Source organism: Actinobacillus arthritidis (assembly GCF_029774155.1).
In the GTDB taxonomy this organism is placed as follows: Bacteria; Pseudomonadota; Gammaproteobacteria; order Enterobacterales; family Pasteurellaceae; genus Actinobacillus; species Actinobacillus arthritidis.
The window spans coordinates 516227-533115 of record NZ_CP103833.1; the positions used below are offsets into that span (position 1 = coordinate 516227).

Consider the following 16889-nt stretch of genomic DNA (forward strand, 5'->3'; position numbering starts at 1 on the left):
GTTAGAATACGCTCAGTTTTTAGATTTTAACTTTTATTATTTAAATGAGGTGATTCTATGTTAAGTCGTATTGAACAAGAACTAGCACAATTAGGTATTACTAACGTCAAAGAGATTGTACGTAACCCAAGTTATGAGCAATTATTTGAAGAAGAGCTAAAACCTGAGTTAGAAGGCTTTGAAAAAGGTCGCCTAACAACTTCCGGTGCGGTAGCAGTAGATACAGGTATCTTCACAGGTCGTTCTCCGAAAGATAAATACATTGTATATGATGAAACATCAAAAGATAATGTTTGGTGGACATCAGATGCGGTAAAAAATGATAATAAACCAATGAGCCAAGCAACTTGGCAAAGTTTGAAAGAGATCGTCACTCAAGAACTTTCAAATAAACGTCTATTTGTGGTTGATGCTTTCTGTGGGGCAAGTCCTAGCCACCGTGTTGCAGTACGTATTATTACTGAAGTGGCATGGCAAGCACACTTTGTAAAAAATATGTTTATTCGTCCAAGTGAAGCAGAATTAGCTAATTTCTCACCGGATTTTGTGGTAATGAATGGTTCAAAAGTAACTAATCCGAACTGGAAAGAGCAAGGTCTAAATTCTGAAAACTTCGTTGCATTTAACCTTACTGAGAAAATCCAACTTATCGGTGGTACTTGGTACGGCGGTGAGATGAAAAAAGGCTTATTCTCTTTAATGAACTACTGGTTACCACTTAAAGGTGTGGCTTCAATGCACTGTTCTGCTAACGTGGGTAAAGATGGTGATGTTGCAGTATTCTTTGGTTTATCCGGTACAGGTAAAACAACACTTTCAACCGATCCAAAACGTAAATTAATCGGTGATGATGAACACGGTTGGGATGAGGAAGGCGTATTTAACTATGAAGGTGGTTGCTATGCAAAAACAATTCATCTTTCAGAAGAAAATGAACCGGATATTTACCGTGCAATCCGTCGTGATGCGTTATTAGAAAATGTAGTGGTACGTGAAGACGGTTCAGTAGACTTTGATGATAAATCAAAAACAGAAAATACTCGTGTATCTTACCCGATTTATCATATTGATAACATCGTTGAACCGGTATCAAAAGCAGGTCATGCGCAAAAAGTAATTTTCTTAACGGCTGACGCATTTGGTGTATTACCTCCGGTATCAAAATTAACGCCGGAACAAACCAAGTATTATTTCTTATCAGGTTTTACTGCAAAATTAGCTGGTACAGAGCGTGGTATTACTGAACCAACACCGACTTTCTCAGCGTGTTTCGGTGCGACTTTCTTATCACTTCACCCAACTAAATATGCTGAAGTGCTAGTAAAACGTATGGAAGCGACAGGTTCTCAAGCATACTTAGTCAATACAGGTTGGAACGGTACGGGTAAACGTATTTCTATCAAAGATACCCGCGGTATTATTGATGCGATCTTAGACGGTTCAATTGAAAAAGCTGAAACTAAAGAGTTACCAATCTTTAATGTTGCAGTACCAACAGCATTACCGAACGTAGATCCAGCAATCCTTGATCCTCGTGATACTTATGCAGATAAAGCTCAATGGCAAGCTAAAGCGGAAGATTTAGCGAGTCGCTTTGTGAAAAACTTTGAAAAATATACAACTAATGATGAAGGTAAAGCATTAGTTGAGGCTGGTCCAAGACTCTAATATAAGTTCCAGTTGATATATGATGTAAAGGGCTAAGTAATTAGCCCTTTATTTTTGACTTTTGATTAGATTTTCTTATGAATGTCATTAAATAAAAATAAACCCGAAATAACTTCGGGTTTTGTTGTTTTAAATTCTGTTGAATTTATGCTTTCGCTTTTTTGGATTTACGCCATTTCCATATCAAATAAACAGCAATAACACCTAAACCAGCAAAAATAATATGTTGCCCATTTTTGACTTGTTCGTGTAGCCAATCAAGATTTTGTGCACCATAATCACCTAAATAGACCCAAATCGGTACAGAAATAATTGCGGCACAGAAGTCCACCAACACAAAGCGAGTATAGCTTACTCGGCGTGTAATTCCTGATACTAAATAAACGACCGCACGTAATCCCGGTAAAAAGCGAGCTAAAAATAATAGACGGTTGCCTTGTTTTTCAAAACGCTCTTGTACCATTTGATAACGTTCTTCCGTTACAATATTACGAATTAATGGAAATTGACGGATTTTTTCCCCATAGATACGACCTAGCCAGTACATTGTACTATCGCCGATAAGTACGCCCAACATACTGACAACTAACATCCAATGCACATTGGTGTAACCTAATCCAGAGATAACGCCTCCAGACACAAGGGTAATATCTTCAGGAATTGGTACACCAAAACCACAAGCTAATAAAACTAAAAATACAGCCCAGTAGCCATAACTACTGAAAAAGCTGATTAAAAATTCCATTTTTACTCCTTAAAATAACTATTTTTGATTTAAATTACGTACCGAACGGCGTAAAACAAGCTCAGGATGAAACTCAATAGTCTGTGGTTGATACAGAGTTTTATCCGTTTTAATACGTTCCAATAATAAATTCAATGCCGTTACACCTAAACGAGATTTAGATTGATGAACAGTGGTTAATGGTGGCGAATAGAAACGTGATGAGTGAATATTATCATATCCTATGATAGAAATATCTTGCGGTACATATAATCCTCTTTCACTTAATGCGGAAATCGCACCGAGTGCAATCGTATCACTAAAACAGAAAATTGCAGTAGGTAATTTTTCTAAACGTAAAAGATTATTGACTTGTTCAAAGCCACTTTCCGGTTCAAAATCGCCTTCAAAAATCCATTCGTCATGTACAGGTAAATTTGCTTCTTCCATTGCTTTTAAGAAACCTTCAAAACGTTCTTTAGCGGTAGTTTTGTTTAAATGGCCTGCAATAACACCGATTTTCTTATGCCCATTCTCTATCAAATGACGAGTAGCTAAATAACCACCTTCGTAGCTATTATCTAAAATACGATCACTATGTTCGTCGGTTTTTCCCCAATCCATTACGACCATAGGAATATTGGTACCGTTAAATAGTTCTAATGAATCTCGTGTGTATTCGGAGCACATAACTAAAACACCATCAACACGCTTTTTAATTAACATATCTAAATGGTTTTGAATTTTTTCCGGTTCATTTTGCGTATTACATAAGAAAAGGGAATAACCTTGCTGATAACAATGTTCTTCAACAGCTAATACAATCTCGGCAAAATAAGGTGCTTCACTTGTTGTGATAATCATACCGATTGATTTTGTTGTATTCACTTTTAAGCTACGAGCTACAGCACTAGGAGAGTAATTTAATTGTTGTATGGCATCCCAAACGGATTTAGTGGTGTCTTCTGCTACAAAACGAGTTTTATTAATGACATGTGAAACGGTGGTGGTTGATACGCCGGCGAGTTTAGCAACGTCTTTAATTGTAGCCATAATTTTGTTCTCTTTTGATATAAAAATAAATCGTTATTATAGCCAAAATTACGCACTAAAAGGGGAATTTATTTTAATAAATATTTTAAAATAAATAGGTATTATAGATTAAGATATCGATAGATATATAACGTAATTTAATTTGTAATCTTAGGAAGATTTTATTAACAAAATAATAAATGGAAAAATAAGATGGTGCCTAGGGTCGGACTCGAACCGACACGTTTATTCAACGGCGGATTTTGAATCCGTCGCGTCTACCAATTTCGCCACCCAGGCAAGGATGAATTTAGTGAATTTCTCAGAACTGAGTATGGAGAGAATTATAGGAGAATTAGACCGCTTACGCAAGGAATAAAAAGCAAGCGAGTATTATTTGGCGTAAAAATCAACATTAATTTTTAGTATAAAGACGAAGTTATTCACATAATCTGTGGATAACTTCGTGAACAACATTGCTTAAAAGTCGGTAACATTTTGATTTATCAAAAGAAAAATGAGTTTGGTTAAATTCGGTTGTATTTTAATCACTCAATTCAATGATCTCACTCACTATTTTTCCTTGTGAAAGTCTAGTCGTGATTTGAGTGCCAATTTCAAGATTATTTGTGGAACACAAAATTTCTCCCTGAGCAGTCTGTGTGACAGAATAGCCTCTTGCTAGAATTTTCAGTGGGCTTAAGCCGTCTATTTTCGTACAAAGCTCTTGGAATTTTTGTTGTTCTTTCGTTAATTTCTTTTCAATCGCAAACTGAAGCTGTTGAGCTAATTGTGCATATTGCTGATTTTTCTTTTCTACATAGTGCGGTAATGGATTACGTTTTACTTGCTCAGTAATATGTTTCCACTGGTGTTGTTTTCGGATTAACGTTTGTTCTATCGCTTGAGTCAAACGATATTTTATCTGCTTTAATTGTATTTGTTGTTGCTGTAACTGACGCTGTGGGTGTTGATTAGTTAAGCGTAGTAACAATTGTTCGAGTTTTTGCTTTTCGGTCAAATAAGTTTTATGTATCGCACTGTCTAAACGATAACTAAATTGAGCTAATCGTTGTTGTCGCATTTGTATTTGGCGAGCAGGATGCTGTGCATTTAAACGTAATTTTAAATGTTCGAATTGCGTTTGTTTATCTGTCCACAAGCGGTCAAAAGCGAGACTTAATTTGTCAAATTGATGTTGTAACTGACGAATTAACTCTTGTTGATCTCGGCTAACCAATTCCGCTGCGGCAGAAGGGGTTGGAGCTCTTAGATCTGCGACAAAATCGGCAATCGTCACATCGGTTTCGTGTCCTACCGCACTAATAATCGGAATATCTGAACGGAAAATGGCGTGAGCGACAGCTTCTTCATTAAAACACCATAAATCCTCCAGTGATCCACCGCCTCGTCCAACAATTAATACATCACATTCTCGGCGACGATTGGCTAAATCAATCGTATTTACAATATCTTGTATCGCTTCTTTACCTTGTACTAGCGTCGGATAAATAATAATAGCTAAGCTCGGATCACGGCGTTTCAGAATATTTAGAATATCTTGTAATGCCGCACCGCTTGAAGAGGTAATAATACCGACTCGCTTAGCAAAAGGCGGAATGGCTTTTTTCTTTTCTTGTGCAAAAAGTCCTTCGGCGGCTAGTTTCATTTTTAATTGTTCAAATTGCTGTTGTAACAAACCGTCACCAGCAGGTTGCATACTTTCAATAATGATCTGATAGTCACCACGTGGCTCATATAAACTGACGCTGGCACGTACCAGTACTTGCATGCCATTTTGTGGGCGAAAAGTGACGCGTTGGTTTTTCATTCTAAACATTGCACCACGCACTTGGGCATTTTCGTCTTTAAGCGTAAGATACCAATGTCCTGAAACAGGTTGGCTAAAATTGGAAATTTCACCGGTTAGCCAAACTTGGCCTAATTCCATTTCAAGTAAATTGCGTACTGAATAGTTAAGTTGCGTGATAGTAAGAATATTGTTCATATCTAGAAAGTTGCCGAGTTTTTTTGGGAAAGTTTACTGGTAAAAGAAGATAAGGTGCAAGCGGTAAATTTTCATTTATTTTTTGCAGATACGAAAAAGCCCTCGATATTATCGAGGGCTAGGAATTCTGGTTGCGGGGGCCGGATTTGAACCGACGACCTTCGGGTTATGAGCCCGACGAGCTACCAAGTCGCTCCACCCCGCGTCTGTATGTGGTGTATAATACTCGGTTTTAGCCGCATTGCAAGCATAATTTCTGGAAATGAGTTTATTTGACTGAATTTGAAACAGAAATAGTATAAAGTATCACAAATTAAGGCTATGTAAAGGATAAAAATTTAGTATCGTTTTAATCTGAATTTTGATACGCTAGTCTCTTTTCTATCAATCTTTAATCAATCATTACTTAAGGTCTTTTATGAATTGGAAAGCATATAAAACGTGGGCAAAAGTCACAGCGGTTGCACTTTTAGTTGCAAGTTGTTCTTCAGATAAAGTCAACAAAGGGCAGAGTGATTATCAAGCCGAACATGCTAAGTTTGGTGCGGTGTATAAAGGTCGTCAATATATTTCGCATAATTTTGTCAGCACTCCGACAGTAGCGGCAAATGGCTCTATTGTTAATTTCCAAGACTTTTTAAAACAATTAAATAATGTACGTGCGTATGCTGATGGTATTACTGGGCGTTATGCAGGTACTTACGGTAAAGTGTCATCTTGGATTGCTTCAGGTGGTAAGGTATCAGATTTAGCTCGTTACAATATTCATGCACTACAAATGCGTGGCGAAGACGGTTTCCAAAATGTGTTAATGACCGGTTATTATTCTCCGGTTATTCACGCACGACGTACACCACAAGGTCAATATCAGCATCCGATTTATGCGATGCCAAGTCAGAAACGTTTTACCCGTTCACAAATTTATGACGGTGCATTAGAAGGTAAAGGTTTAGAACTGGCTTACAGCGATTCAATGTTAGATAACTTCTTACTTGGCGTGCAGGGGAGCGGTTATGTGGATTTTGGTGACGGTCGTTTAAATTATTTTGCGTATGCCGGTCAAAATGGCTTTAAATATGCGAGTGTTGGTCGTTTGTTAGTTGAAGACGGTGAAATTCCAAAAGAGAAGATGTCTATTCAAGCGATTCGTGAATGGGGAGAGCGTAATCCAAATCGTGTACAAGGGTTATTAGAACGTAACCCGTCTTATGTTTTCTTTAAAAATGATCCGACTGGTCAAGTAAAAGGTTCGGCAGGCGTACCGTTAGTCGCATTAGCGTCAGTTGCTTCAGATAAAAGTCTTGTGCCGTCAGGCGGCGTGTTATTGGTTGAAACGCCATTAATCGATCGTGCCGGTAACTGGACAGGTAAACACGAATTACGTTTAATGGTAGCATTAGATGTTGGCGGTGCGGTAAAAGGTCATCACTTTGACTTATACCAAGGTATCGGTGATGAGGCAGGTCATAAAGCCGGCTTAATGAAGCACTACGGACGTGTTTGGGTATTAAATTAATTTTCGACATAAGTAATAAGCGGTTTGGTTTGCCAAGTTTGTTGTAAATAACATAGCAAAACAGACCGCTTATTTTTTAGATACAACCACCGCAAGAACCGCAACGCCAATCCTCTTTATTTACCGCTTGATAAAAATAGCGAATAATTTCTTCTTCTAATGGCACATCTTGTTCGATAAACCAATCACTTAACCATTCAATATTTTCCACAATCCAATCGTCTTCATCCAAGCCTTCTAAGTAAAGCTCATCATCCGGATCTATATAGTTATAAATCCCTTTGGTACCCATATCTTTATCTTGACGTGCTTTGGGTAGAGCAAGTTCTCTACCATTATAATGAATAATCCAATGACCTAGGCACATAACTTGTTGTTTACGGCTCCAAGCGACAGTAAAAGGGTTTGACATAATTTGTACTCCATTCGTTTTTGTAAATTCTAAAACTGACGGAAATAGGGGGATATACAACAAATGGGGTAAATGAGATCGAATTTGATTTAGTTCAAAAGATAAAGCTCCAATAATTTGGAGCTTCACAGGGGATTTTAATTTAGGCGTTGGCTAAAATTACCGCACGTTTCGGTGCAGGATAGCCTTCAATCGTTTTACTATGATCATTTGGATCGAGGAAATCGACCAAACTTTCATTTTCTAACCAGTCCGTTTTACGTTGTTCTTCAAGTGTGGTAACGGCTTGATCAACACAACGCACATTTTTGAAACCAACTTTTTCCAGCCAGTTAATCAGGCAATCTATTGACGGAATAAAATAAACGTTTTTCATCTTTGCATAACGATCAGCTGGCACAAGACAAGTATTTACATCGCCATCAATCACTAGCGTTTCTAATACCAATTCACCGCCTTTCACCAGTTGTGCTTTAAGTCGCGAAAGATGATCTAACGGCGATTTACGGTGATAAAGCACACCCATTGAGAACACCGTATCAAAAGCGACTAATGCTTGCATTTGCTCAATCCCAAGTGGGATTAAATTCGCACGGCGGTCATTGCCGAGTAATTTACGAACCACTTCAAATTGGCAAAGAAATAATTCGGTTGGATCAATCCCAACGACCATTTTTGCCCCTTCTCCGACCATACGCCACATATGGTAACCGCTACCACAACCGACATCTAAAATAGTACGGTCTTTCAGCGGAGCAAGGTGCGGAAGGACACGATCCCATTTAAAATCAGAACGCCATTCGGTATCAATATGGATGCCATGCAAATGATAAGGGCCTTTACGCCAAGGCATCAGCTGTTTTAAATGATGCGTAAGCTGTTTGGTTTTACCAACGGAAAGCGGTGCGTGCGGAATAGATTCCACCTTATCTTTCAAATTAATATAAGCGGTCGAATTTGGCATAAAATCGATAATTTTTGCCCATTTGGCATAATCACCGTGCGTAGTTTTTTCCCATTGTTTTAATTGTAAAGGCAAGGTTTCCAGCCAAGCAGAAAGATTCGTTGTAGCGATTTGTTGATAAAAAGGACGAAAGTCAATCATAGCAATTTTTTGTCAGTAAAAATAAAGCTGACATTCTAGCAAAATTTGCAAAAAAATCTAAAAATTTAACCGCTTGATTTAGATAGTAAATTTGAGATGGATTGGATTACTTGGTTCTAAGTTATATAAAGTTAAGTTCAAACATTTGTAATTGTGTAAAAGAGGAATGTTCATACATCCTCTTTTAGTATTTTACTTTTGATATCCGCTTAATAATGCTTGCCAATTTTGTTCACTAAATCGAATATTTAAGCGTATTTGCTCTTTTTTAAAGGAGCGTAGCAAACGGGCTAAGTTTTCCGATTTCCAATCATTAGTTTGTGAAATACCACATTTATCGAAATCAATTAAGAAAAATTGACCGCTTGTTGGCTCAAGCAAAATATTATGGATATTCAAATCCGAATGATGTACTTGATGATCGTGTAATTGGCGAATCAGTTTACCGATTTGCTGATATTGCGTGTCAGAAAGCGTGTGAGTTTGGAGATATTTACTCAAATCTTGCGTTCCTTCAATTTTTTCCAGCATGATGTCAGCACGATACCAACAACAGTTTTTTTCTACTTTTAATGCAACAGGGCGGGGGACGGGTAAATGCCATTCGTGCAATTTTTCCAATAAGGAAAATTCTTGAAACGCTCGGGTGTTTTCCAACCCATTAAATAGATACTGATCTTTGACGATTTTACCGAACAGCCCACCTCGATAGTAATGACGAAGCACCACATTTACACCCAGTTCGGCTTGTGTGTTTAGAAACCAAGTAATGCCTCTGCCTTTGGATGAACCCAACAAGCGGTCTGAATCGGCAAAATATTTGCAATTAAGTAGCGTTTTTAAAGTTTCTATTTGTGAATGTGGCACAAGATGAGTATTAAAATGGTAAAAAGTCATATGATTTATTGGAATGAGTTATTATTGAGATAAATTTTAGTGCTATTTTTTTTGATGTCAATTTGTTAAAATTTCAGCCTTAATTTTTAGAGGATCCCCAATGAGTATTATCTCCGCAGAAGCCCAAAAAGTGCGTGAAGCCTTAATTGCGAAAGGCATTGAAACCCCAACCATTCAATTAACTAAAGATAAAGATTCCCGTCGAGCAGAAATTCAACAGCATATGCGTTCGGTGTTGGAATTACTTGGTTTAGATTTACAAGATGATAGTTTGGAAGAGACCCCGCACCGCTTAGCGAAGATGTATGTGGATGAAATTTTTAGCGGTTTGGATTATGCGACTTTTCCTAAAATAACCAATATTGAAAATCGTATGAAAGTTAGTGAAATGGTGTTGGTGGATGAGATTACTCTGACTTCCACTTGTGAACACCATTTTGTCACAATTGATGGTAAAGTGGCGGTAGCGTATTACCCGAAAAAATGGGTGATTGGTTTATCTAAAATTAATCGTGTCGTACAATTTTTTGCACAACGTCCTCAAGTGCAAGAGCGTTTTACCGAACAAATTTTGACTGCGTTCCAAACGATTTTAGAAACCGAAGATGTGGCGGTTTTTGTTAAAGCAACGCATTTTTGTGTGAAATGCCGTGGCGTTAAGGATACCAATAGTTATACGGTGACTTCCGCATTCGGTGGTGTTTTCTTGGAAGATCGAGAAACGCGTAAAGAATTTTTAAATTTAATCAATAAATAATCAGGTGGGCGAAAGCCCACTTTTGCTATATGAAGCAATAAAGATCGTAACAAGCGGTCAGAAATAAGAGAAATTTTACAAATGAAAATAGCGTTAGGCATTGAATATGACGGTAGCCGTTATTTCGGCTGGCGGCGTCAAGACGAAGTAGAAAGCGTGCAACAAAAGTTGGAAAAGGCATTATCGGTTGTTGCTAATGAATCTATAGAGGTTTTTTGTGCTGGTCGAACTGATTCCGGCGTACATGGTACGGGGCAAGTGGTACATTTTGAAACGGAGGCAATGCGCCCGTTGCAAAGTTGGTGTTTCGGTACTAATGCGAATTTGCCGGATGATATTGCGGTGAAATGGGCAGTAGAGGTCAGCGAAGATTTTCACGCCCGTTTTAGCGCCACGGCAAGACGTTATCGCTACATCATTTTTAATAACAAACTGCGTTCGGCAATTTTGCCGAAAGGTGTGTCACATTATCATCATGAATTAGATCATCAAAAGATGCACGAAGCCGGTCAGTTCTTACTGGGCGAGAATGATTTTAGTTCATTCCGTCGTCGCAAAATGCCAATCGCATACGCCTTGGCGTAATATTCATCACCTGAATGTGAGCCGATTAGGTAATTATATTATAGTGGATATTCAAGCCAATGCTTTTGTGCATCATATGGTTCGAAATATTGTTGGCGACCTGATTGAAGTCGGACAGGGTAAACAGCCGGTAGAATGGATTAAATGGCTATTGGAACAACGAGATCGGACTTTAGCGTCACCAACCGCAAAAGCAGAAGGACTCTATTTGGTGGATGTACATTATCCGGAGCATTTCGGTATTCCTAAAACGGCATTAGGTCCACTTTTCCTCGAACCATAGCAAATAGACATATAACAAACAAGCGGTTATTTTTAATCAGGATTTTGCAAAATCTTGAGAAAAATAACCGCTTTTTATGCTTTGAGAGCGTTATTCTACTTGGAATAGGAACGGATTTAAGCCGCTACGAGCTAATCCTTTTTGTTCCATTTCAGCATCTAATACTAAGGTTGCTAAATCATCGGCAACCGGTTCTACATGCGGATCTTTTTCTTGATAAAGCACTTTTAGATAGCTCTCACAATCGCCACAACTTTCTGCTTTCACCGCCGCTTCTACGCTATCAATACTCCAATAATCCAATTTACCGCTTTGGTCACAAACCGAACATTGTGAACGAGTCATATTCCATTCGCTTTCACATAATGCACAATGTAAATAACGAAGCCCTTGTGTGTCGCCAAAATGCACTACACTTGCAACTGGTGCCGAATCACATACTGGGCAAGTATGGCGTTCACCGACTTCAGTTTGCGTGTTACGTGGTAATTGTTGTGCAAGTTGTGTCCAGTAAAGGGATAATGTTGCCCATAGGAAAACGGCTTTATCTGCTCCTACGATTTCAAAACGTTCGTTAAGCAAATCATCAGCAAAGGCTTCTAATTCGGAAACGGACGATTTTTCTAGCAGTTCGATTGTCGCTAGCATTGTGTCGTTTGCATAAGGTTTAAATTTATCGATTAATGCGAGTAAGATTTCTCGCCATTCCTCGCTTCTTTGGAAAGTCTTGGCATTTAAAGGTTTTTGACCATTTGTTGTTTGAACGCAAGCGGTAAGTTTTTCCGCATAATTTGCAATCGGACGATTTTCCAATAAGTCGAGTTGAACCTCGGAAAGATTCGTCGCAAATTCTAAATAATCGCCGAAAGGGTTATTTTCTGCTAAATCTCTTAATCGTTTTGCTCGGCGAAAATAGAGATTCTTTGGGTTGGCAAAGAGCAGAGGGGGATTTTGAAATGAACTTGCGGCTTGTTTAATTTCATTTTCAGGTAAAATTCTAATACTCATATTATTTTCTCTCGTTAAATCTTGCTAAATTCCCTTAAAAAAGAAATTTAGCAAGCATTTAAAAATAAAGTGCGGTAACTTACCGCACTTTAGATAACTTAGGGATAGAATCAGTTATTTTTTGACCTGATTTTCAATTTCAGGAAGAACTTCTTCTTTAAACCATTTCGGGTGATGTTTTTTCGCCCAGCGAACCGTTACCCAACCTTCAACCATTCCGGTAATTGAACCTTTCACCCAGAATGCCATATACATATGTACAAGAATACCGGTAAATAATGCAAAGGCACTTGCAGAGTGAAGCAAGATTGCAATACGTAATGTAGTAATTGAGAAGTTAGCAGAGAAATATTTTCTCCACATAATAATACCTGTAATTAAGAGGGTGAACATCGCTAAAATCAAGGTCCAGAATAACATTTTCTGACCGAGATTATATTTACCGTTATAAGCAACGGCATGTTCGTTACCTTTTAATACTTCAACAATCCCTTTTGCCCAACGAATATCGTTTTTCTCCGGAATATTATGATGCCAATAGATAAATGCCATAATAATAAACGCAGTAAACATCACGATACCGGTAAATGGATGGACAGCACGAGCCAGTTGCGGTGTACCTAAGATCTCAGTTAACCATGCAAAATCCGGGAAGAAAAATGCTACGCCGGTAAACATGGTTAAGAAGAATGAGATAACTAAGAACCAGTGGCTCACACGGGCAAGCGGTTTATGACGAACGATTTTCGTATCATTCGTAATCTCTAATTTCTTACTCATGTTTATCTCCTTCCTCATGATGATCTTCCACGTCTTCTTCAACGTTCGGACCAATCGTTACATAGTGGGCAACTTCAGCGAGGGCAAGACCACCCATTGCGATCGCCGCAACCGGTTTTAAGACATCTTTCCAAAGCGTAATAGTCGGATCAATACTTGGATCTTTCGGTAAGCCTGAATATAACTCTGGTTTATCGGCATGATGTAATACGTACATTACGTGCGTACCACCCACACCTTCAGGGTTATAAACACCAGCATTTTCGTAGCCACGGCTTTTCAGTTCCGCAACACGTTGTTCGCCATAATGAAGCATCTCTTCTTTGGAACCGAAACGAATTGCACCAGTCGGACACGTTTTTACACACGCCGGCTCTTGGCCTACATTTACACGGTCAACGCAAAGGGTACATTTATATACACGGTTATCTTTATCGTTCATACGTGGAATATTGAACGGACAACCGGCAATACAGTAACCGCAACCGATACATTTATCGGATTGGAAATCAACAATACCATTTGCATATTGAATGATTGCACCCGGAGCAGGGCAGGCTTTTAAACAGCCCGGTTCTGCACAGTGCATACAACCGTCTTTACGGATTAACCATTCTAAGCGATCATTTTCTTCCACTTCATTGAACTTCATAACCGTCCATTGCTCGGCATTTAGATCAATCGGGTTATCGTAAACACCTACACATTCTTGTGGAGCAGTACGGAGGTCATTCCATTCGGAACAACCTACCTGACACGCTTTACAACCGATACACGTTGAGACATCGATAAGTTTAGCGACTTCTACTACACCACCGGTACGAGCCTGAGGTGGTGGCGTAACAAATGAAGTGGCTGAGATTTTAATAATGTTTTGGTCTTGAACTGCTGACATTATGCCACCTCCGACACTTTCTCAATGTTAACAAGGAACGTTTTGTATTCCGGTGTTTGCGTATTCGCATCACCGACACGACCGGTTAAACTATTTGCTAAGTAACCTTTTTTACCCACAGTTGCAAAGCCACCGTGAATTGGAATACCTACAGTATGGATAGTTTTTCCGTCTGCTTCGACAGAACGTACACGTTTCGTGACCACAACTTTAGCTTTAATAAAGCCACGTTTTGAACTCACTTTAACAGTATCACCGTTTGCAATACCTTTTTCTTTTGCTAATGCTTCACCGATTTCAACAAATGGTTCAGGTTGTGCAATAACATTTAGCATTGATTGTTTAGTCCAGAAGTGGAAATGTTCCGTTAAACGGTAAGTTGTGCCGACATAAGGGAATTCATCTGCTGTACCGAAACTTGCTTTATCGCTTTCCAAAATACGAGTCACCGGATTTTGTACCACATTCGGGTGAAGTGGATTCGTACCAATTGGACTTTCAATTGGTTCATAGTGTTCAGGGAACGGGCCATCGACTAATTTATCGATTGCAAATAAACGACTTACCCCTTCCGGTTGCATAATGAATGGACTTACATTACTATTTGGCGGTGCAGTTCCGAAGTCTGCCACATCAATATAGTTCCAGTTTTTACCATTCCATTTTACAAGCTGGCGTTTCGGATTCCACGGTTTACCGGATGGATCGGCACTCGCACGGTTATAAACGATACGACGGTTTGCCGGCCATGCAAATGCCCAACCTAACGTATTACCTAAACCTGATGGGTCAGAATTATCACGGTTTGCCATTTGGTTACCTTTTGGTGTCCATTGACCGGTATAGATCCAGTTACCTGAAGACGTTGTTCCATCATTGCGAAGTTGTGCGAATGAAGATAGTAATTCGCCTTTTTTCACTAAAACTTGACCGCTTGTTGGATCAATGATGTCTTCTAAGGCATAACCGTTAATTTCTTTCGCTAACTCATCAGCTTTTGGTTCTGCTGGATTTGCATAGTTCCAAGCCATTGCCTCAATCGTATCAATCGATTTACCGCCTTCATGGTGATACATTTCTAACATCACTTCACGAATTTCTGAAAGAATATCCACATCCGGTTTTGCTTCTTTTGGTGGTTCAGCCGCTTTCCAGTGCCATTGTAACCAACGACCTGAGTTTGCAATCGAACCGTCTTCTTCCGCAAAACATACGGTTGGTAAACGGAATACTTCCGTTTGAATGTCTGCCGGATTGACATCATTCATCTCACCATGGTTTTGCCAGAAGTTAGATGTATCTGTTTCTAACGGATCTAAAATGACAAGGAATTTTAGCTTGCTTAAACCTTTACGGACTTTATTCGAATCCGGATAAGATGCAATCGGGTTATAACCTTGGCAGATATAACCGTTAACTTTTCCCTCTACCATCATATTGATGTATTGCATTGGGTCGAGTTTTTTCGGTAACTGTTTTGGTAAATTATGGAAACCGTATTCATTTTCAGCAGTTGCTTTGTCGCCATAGAATGATTTAAGCAAACTGACTAAGAATTTCGGTGTGTTTTGCCAATAGTTTACCTGACCTTCAGCCGTTGTTTTCGGTGTAATACGTTTTAAAAACGCATCTAATGACGCATCGTTTTCTGTCGGAAGCGGCATATAACCGGTTAACATTGATGGGAATAACCCCATATCTGTAGAACCCTGTACGTTTGAGTGTCCGCGTAATGCATTTACACCGCCACCAGCCATACCGATATTACCAAGTAGTAATTGGATAATTGCCATTGAACGGATATTTTGTGTACCGACAGAGTGCTGTGTCCAACCTAACGCATATAAGAAGGTAGTTGTACGCTCAGGCGTTGCAGTTGAAGCGATAGTTTCCGCAAATTCTAAGAAGGCTTTTTGCTTCGTACCGCAGATACGTTCTACCATTTCCGGTGTGTAACGTTCAACGTGTGCTTTTAATAAATTAATAACACAACGAGGATCTTGGAATGTTAAATCACGTTTCGGCTGACCGTTTTCATCAAGTTGATAAGACCAAGTTGATTTATCGTATTGGCGAGTTTCCGCATCGTAGCCGGAGAATAAACCGTCTTCAAATTTGAAGCCTTCGTTTACTAAGAAACTTGCGTTGGTATAGTGTTTAACGTATTCGTGTTGAATTTTATCGTTCGCTAACAAGTAACGGATCACACCTAATAACATTGCGATATCGGTACCCGAACGAATCGGTGTATAGAAATCTGCAACAGATGCCGTACGGTTAAAGCGTGGATCAACCACCATTAACTTCGCACCGTTTTGTTTTTTCGCTTCGATTGCCCAGCGGAAACCGACAGGGTGTGCTTCAGCGGCATTACCGCCCATTACGACCACGACGTCCGCATTTTTGATATCAACCCAGTGATTTGTCATGGCACCGCGACCAAATGTTGGAGCAAGACTTGCTACCGTTGGTCCGTGTCAGGTACTCGCTTGGTTGTCTAAATAGAGCATACCGAGAGAACGACCCCACTTATGCGTGAGGTAACAGGTTTCGTTACTTGCGGCAGAGGCACATAACATACCTGTGGTGAGCCAACGGTTTACCGGTGTACCGGCTTCGTTGGTTGCTTGGAAGTTCGCATCACGGTCTTCTTTCAACAGTTTTGCAATTTTATGAATAGCATCATGCCATGAAATGCGTTCCCATTTATCAGAACCCGGAGCGCGATATTCTGGATATTGTAAACGGTTTGGACTGTTCACAAAATCTAAAACACCTGCACCTTTAGGGCATAACGCACCACGACTTACCGGATGATCCGGATCACCTTCAACGTGGAATAATTTACCACGTGAATTCATTGCACCGTCACCCATGCTGTACATCAGCATACCGCGACCTACGGCGCAATATGTGCAAGATTGGCGAGTTTCTTTTGCACGCAAAAGTTTATACTCACGAGGGGTCGCTAATGCGGTTGCCGGTGCAAAACCTAACATTGCCGCAGAAGTACCTGCCATACCACCTGCACAGATCTTAAAGAACTTACGTCTAGAGACCTGCATAATCACTCCTAATTAAACATTAATAAGATAATTAATGTGAATGTAAATAACTCAGAATCTTTAACTGTAACATACACTTAAAGTAAAAGTTATTATTGACCTTTATAGATAATAAGCTATACCCAATCGTAAGTAAAAACAGCTTTATTTGCAC

At 39.3% G+C, this 16889-nt stretch carries 13 protein-coding genes, 2 tRNA genes and 1 pseudogene; 4 read left to right on the top strand and 12 right to left on the bottom strand.

Features of this window, described 5'->3' with window-relative positions:
* The first annotated feature begins 57 nt into the window (after positions 1–57).
* The gene (pckA, locus tag NYR89_RS02550; protein ID WP_279446207.1) at positions 58–1668 is read left to right on the top strand and encodes a phosphoenolpyruvate carboxykinase (ATP); all 1611 of its coding nucleotides are present in this window, start codon (positions 58–60) and stop codon (positions 1666–1668) included.
* Positions 1669–1813: 145 nt separating this feature from the next.
* Here the strand turns inward: pckA and NYR89_RS02555 are convergent, their stop codons facing one another.
* From NYR89_RS02555 to NYR89_RS02575, 5 genes are all read right to left on the bottom strand, one after another.
* A complete protein-coding gene (locus tag NYR89_RS02555; protein ID WP_279446208.1) occupies positions 1814–2413 on the bottom strand; it encodes a DedA family protein in 600 nt (199 codons plus the stop codon).
* A gap of 18 nt (positions 2414–2431) precedes the next feature.
* On the bottom strand, positions 2432–3445 hold the full coding sequence (gene purR / locus NYR89_RS02560; protein WP_279446209.1) for an HTH-type transcriptional repressor PurR: 1014 nt from the start codon (positions 3443–3445) through the stop codon (positions 2432–2434).
* A 193-nt stretch (positions 3446–3638) separates the two neighbouring features.
* A tRNA-Leu gene (locus tag NYR89_RS02565) sits at positions 3639–3724 on the bottom strand.
* Positions 3725–3968: 244 nt separating this feature from the next.
* Complete coding sequence (xseA, locus tag NYR89_RS02570; RefSeq protein WP_279446210.1) at positions 3969–5432, bottom strand: exodeoxyribonuclease VII large subunit; 1464 nt, start codon at positions 5430–5432, stop codon at positions 3969–3971.
* Between the two features lie 128 nt (positions 5433–5560).
* A tRNA-Met gene (locus NYR89_RS02575) sits at positions 5561–5637 on the bottom strand.
* A gap of 213 nt (positions 5638–5850) precedes the next feature.
* Between NYR89_RS02575 and mltA the strand changes: the two genes are divergently transcribed.
* On the top strand, positions 5851–6948 hold the full coding sequence (gene mltA / locus NYR89_RS02580; RefSeq protein ID WP_279446211.1) for a murein transglycosylase A: 1098 nt from the start codon (positions 5851–5853) through the stop codon (positions 6946–6948).
* 76 nt (positions 6949–7024) lie between these two features.
* Here the strand turns inward: mltA and NYR89_RS02585 are convergent, their stop codons facing one another.
* The 3 genes from NYR89_RS02585 to NYR89_RS02595 all read right to left on the bottom strand — a co-directional run bounded on the left by NYR89_RS02585 (position 7025) and on the right by NYR89_RS02595 (position 9362).
* Positions 7025–7360, bottom strand: a complete 336-nt coding sequence (locus NYR89_RS02585; protein WP_279446212.1) for a hypothetical protein — start codon at positions 7358–7360, stop codon at positions 7025–7027.
* A gap of 142 nt (positions 7361–7502) precedes the next feature.
* Entirely contained in the window at positions 7503–8465 is a 963-nt protein-coding gene (gene cmoB / locus NYR89_RS02590) for a tRNA 5-methoxyuridine(34)/uridine 5-oxyacetic acid(34) synthase CmoB (RefSeq protein ID WP_279446213.1), read from the bottom strand.
* A gap of 192 nt (positions 8466–8657) precedes the next feature.
* Positions 8658–9362 (bottom strand): 3-deoxy-D-manno-octulosonic acid kinase, encoded by a 705-nt coding sequence (locus NYR89_RS02595; protein WP_279446214.1) that lies wholly within the window; start codon positions 9360–9362, stop codon positions 8658–8660.
* A gap of 100 nt (positions 9363–9462) precedes the next feature.
* Here NYR89_RS02595 and folE point away from each other — a divergent pair, with 100 nt between their 5' ends.
* Together folE and truA are read left to right on the top strand one after the other, a co-directional pair.
* Complete coding sequence (gene folE / locus NYR89_RS02600; RefSeq protein WP_279446215.1) at positions 9463–10119, top strand: GTP cyclohydrolase I FolE; 657 nt, start codon at positions 9463–9465, stop codon at positions 10117–10119.
* A gap of 81 nt (positions 10120–10200) precedes the next feature.
* Positions 10201–10987: pseudogene (gene truA, locus NYR89_RS02605) on the top strand (tRNA pseudouridine(38-40) synthase TruA).
* A 90-nt stretch (positions 10988–11077) separates the two neighbouring features.
* On the opposite strand, the gene fdhE reads toward truA, so the two are convergent.
* The 4 genes from fdhE to fdnG all read right to left on the bottom strand — a co-directional run bounded on the left by fdhE (position 11078) and on the right by fdnG (position 16735).
* The gene (gene fdhE / locus NYR89_RS02610; RefSeq protein WP_279446216.1) at positions 11078–11995 is read right to left on the bottom strand and encodes a formate dehydrogenase accessory protein FdhE; all 918 of its coding nucleotides are present in this window, start codon (positions 11993–11995) and stop codon (positions 11078–11080) included.
* Between the two features lie 114 nt (positions 11996–12109).
* A complete protein-coding gene (locus NYR89_RS02615; protein WP_279446217.1) occupies positions 12110–12775 on the bottom strand; it encodes a formate dehydrogenase subunit gamma in 666 nt (221 codons plus the stop codon).
* Positions 12768–13670, bottom strand: coding sequence for a formate dehydrogenase subunit beta (fdxH, locus tag NYR89_RS02620; protein ID WP_279446218.1), 903 nt, complete (start codon positions 13668–13670; stop codon positions 12768–12770). The genes NYR89_RS02615 and fdxH overlap by 8 nt, the downstream gene beginning before the upstream one ends.
* Positions 13670–16735 (bottom strand): formate dehydrogenase-N subunit alpha, encoded by a 3066-nt coding sequence (gene fdnG, locus NYR89_RS02625; protein ID WP_279446219.1) that lies wholly within the window; start codon positions 16733–16735, stop codon positions 13670–13672. Before fdnG ends, fdxH begins: the two co-directional genes overlap by 1 nt.
* Between the last annotated feature and the right edge of the window lie 154 nt (positions 16736–16889).

Excerpts from the sequence above, each read along its gene's own strand:
- fdhE (WP_279446216.1), bottom strand. The coding sequence starts at position 11,995 with ATGAGTATTAGAATTTTACCTGAAAATGAAATTAAACAAGCCGCAAGT.
- NYR89_RS02615 (WP_279446217.1), bottom strand. The coding sequence starts at position 12,775 with ATGAGTAAGAAATTAGAGATTACGAATGATACGAAAATCGTTCGTCAT.
- mltA (WP_279446211.1), top strand. The coding sequence starts at position 5,851 with ATGAATTGGAAAGCATATAAAACGTGGGCAAAAGTCACAGCGGTTGCA.
- xseA (WP_279446210.1), bottom strand. The coding sequence starts at position 5,432 with ATGAACAATATTCTTACTATCACGCAACTTAACTATTCAGTACGCAAT.
- pckA (WP_279446207.1), top strand. The coding sequence starts at position 58 with ATGTTAAGTCGTATTGAACAAGAACTAGCACAATTAGGTATTACTAAC.
- NYR89_RS02585 (WP_279446212.1), bottom strand. The coding sequence starts at position 7,360 with ATGTCAAACCCTTTTACTGTCGCTTGGAGCCGTAAACAACAAGTTATG.
- folE (WP_279446215.1), top strand. The coding sequence starts at position 9,463 with ATGAGTATTATCTCCGCAGAAGCCCAAAAAGTGCGTGAAGCCTTAATT.
- fdxH (WP_279446218.1), bottom strand. The coding sequence starts at position 13,670 with ATGTCAGCAGTTCAAGACCAAAACATTATTAAAATCTCAGCCACTTCA.
- NYR89_RS02595 (WP_279446214.1), bottom strand. The coding sequence starts at position 9,362 with ATGACTTTTTACCATTTTAATACTCATCTTGTGCCACATTCACAAATA.
- purR (WP_279446209.1), bottom strand. The coding sequence starts at position 3,445 with ATGGCTACAATTAAAGACGTTGCTAAACTCGCCGGCGTATCAACCACC.
- cmoB (WP_279446213.1), bottom strand. The coding sequence starts at position 8,465 with ATGATTGACTTTCGTCCTTTTTATCAACAAATCGCTACAACGAATCTT.
- NYR89_RS02555 (WP_279446208.1), bottom strand. The coding sequence starts at position 2,413 with ATGGAATTTTTAATCAGCTTTTTCAGTAGTTATGGCTACTGGGCTGTA.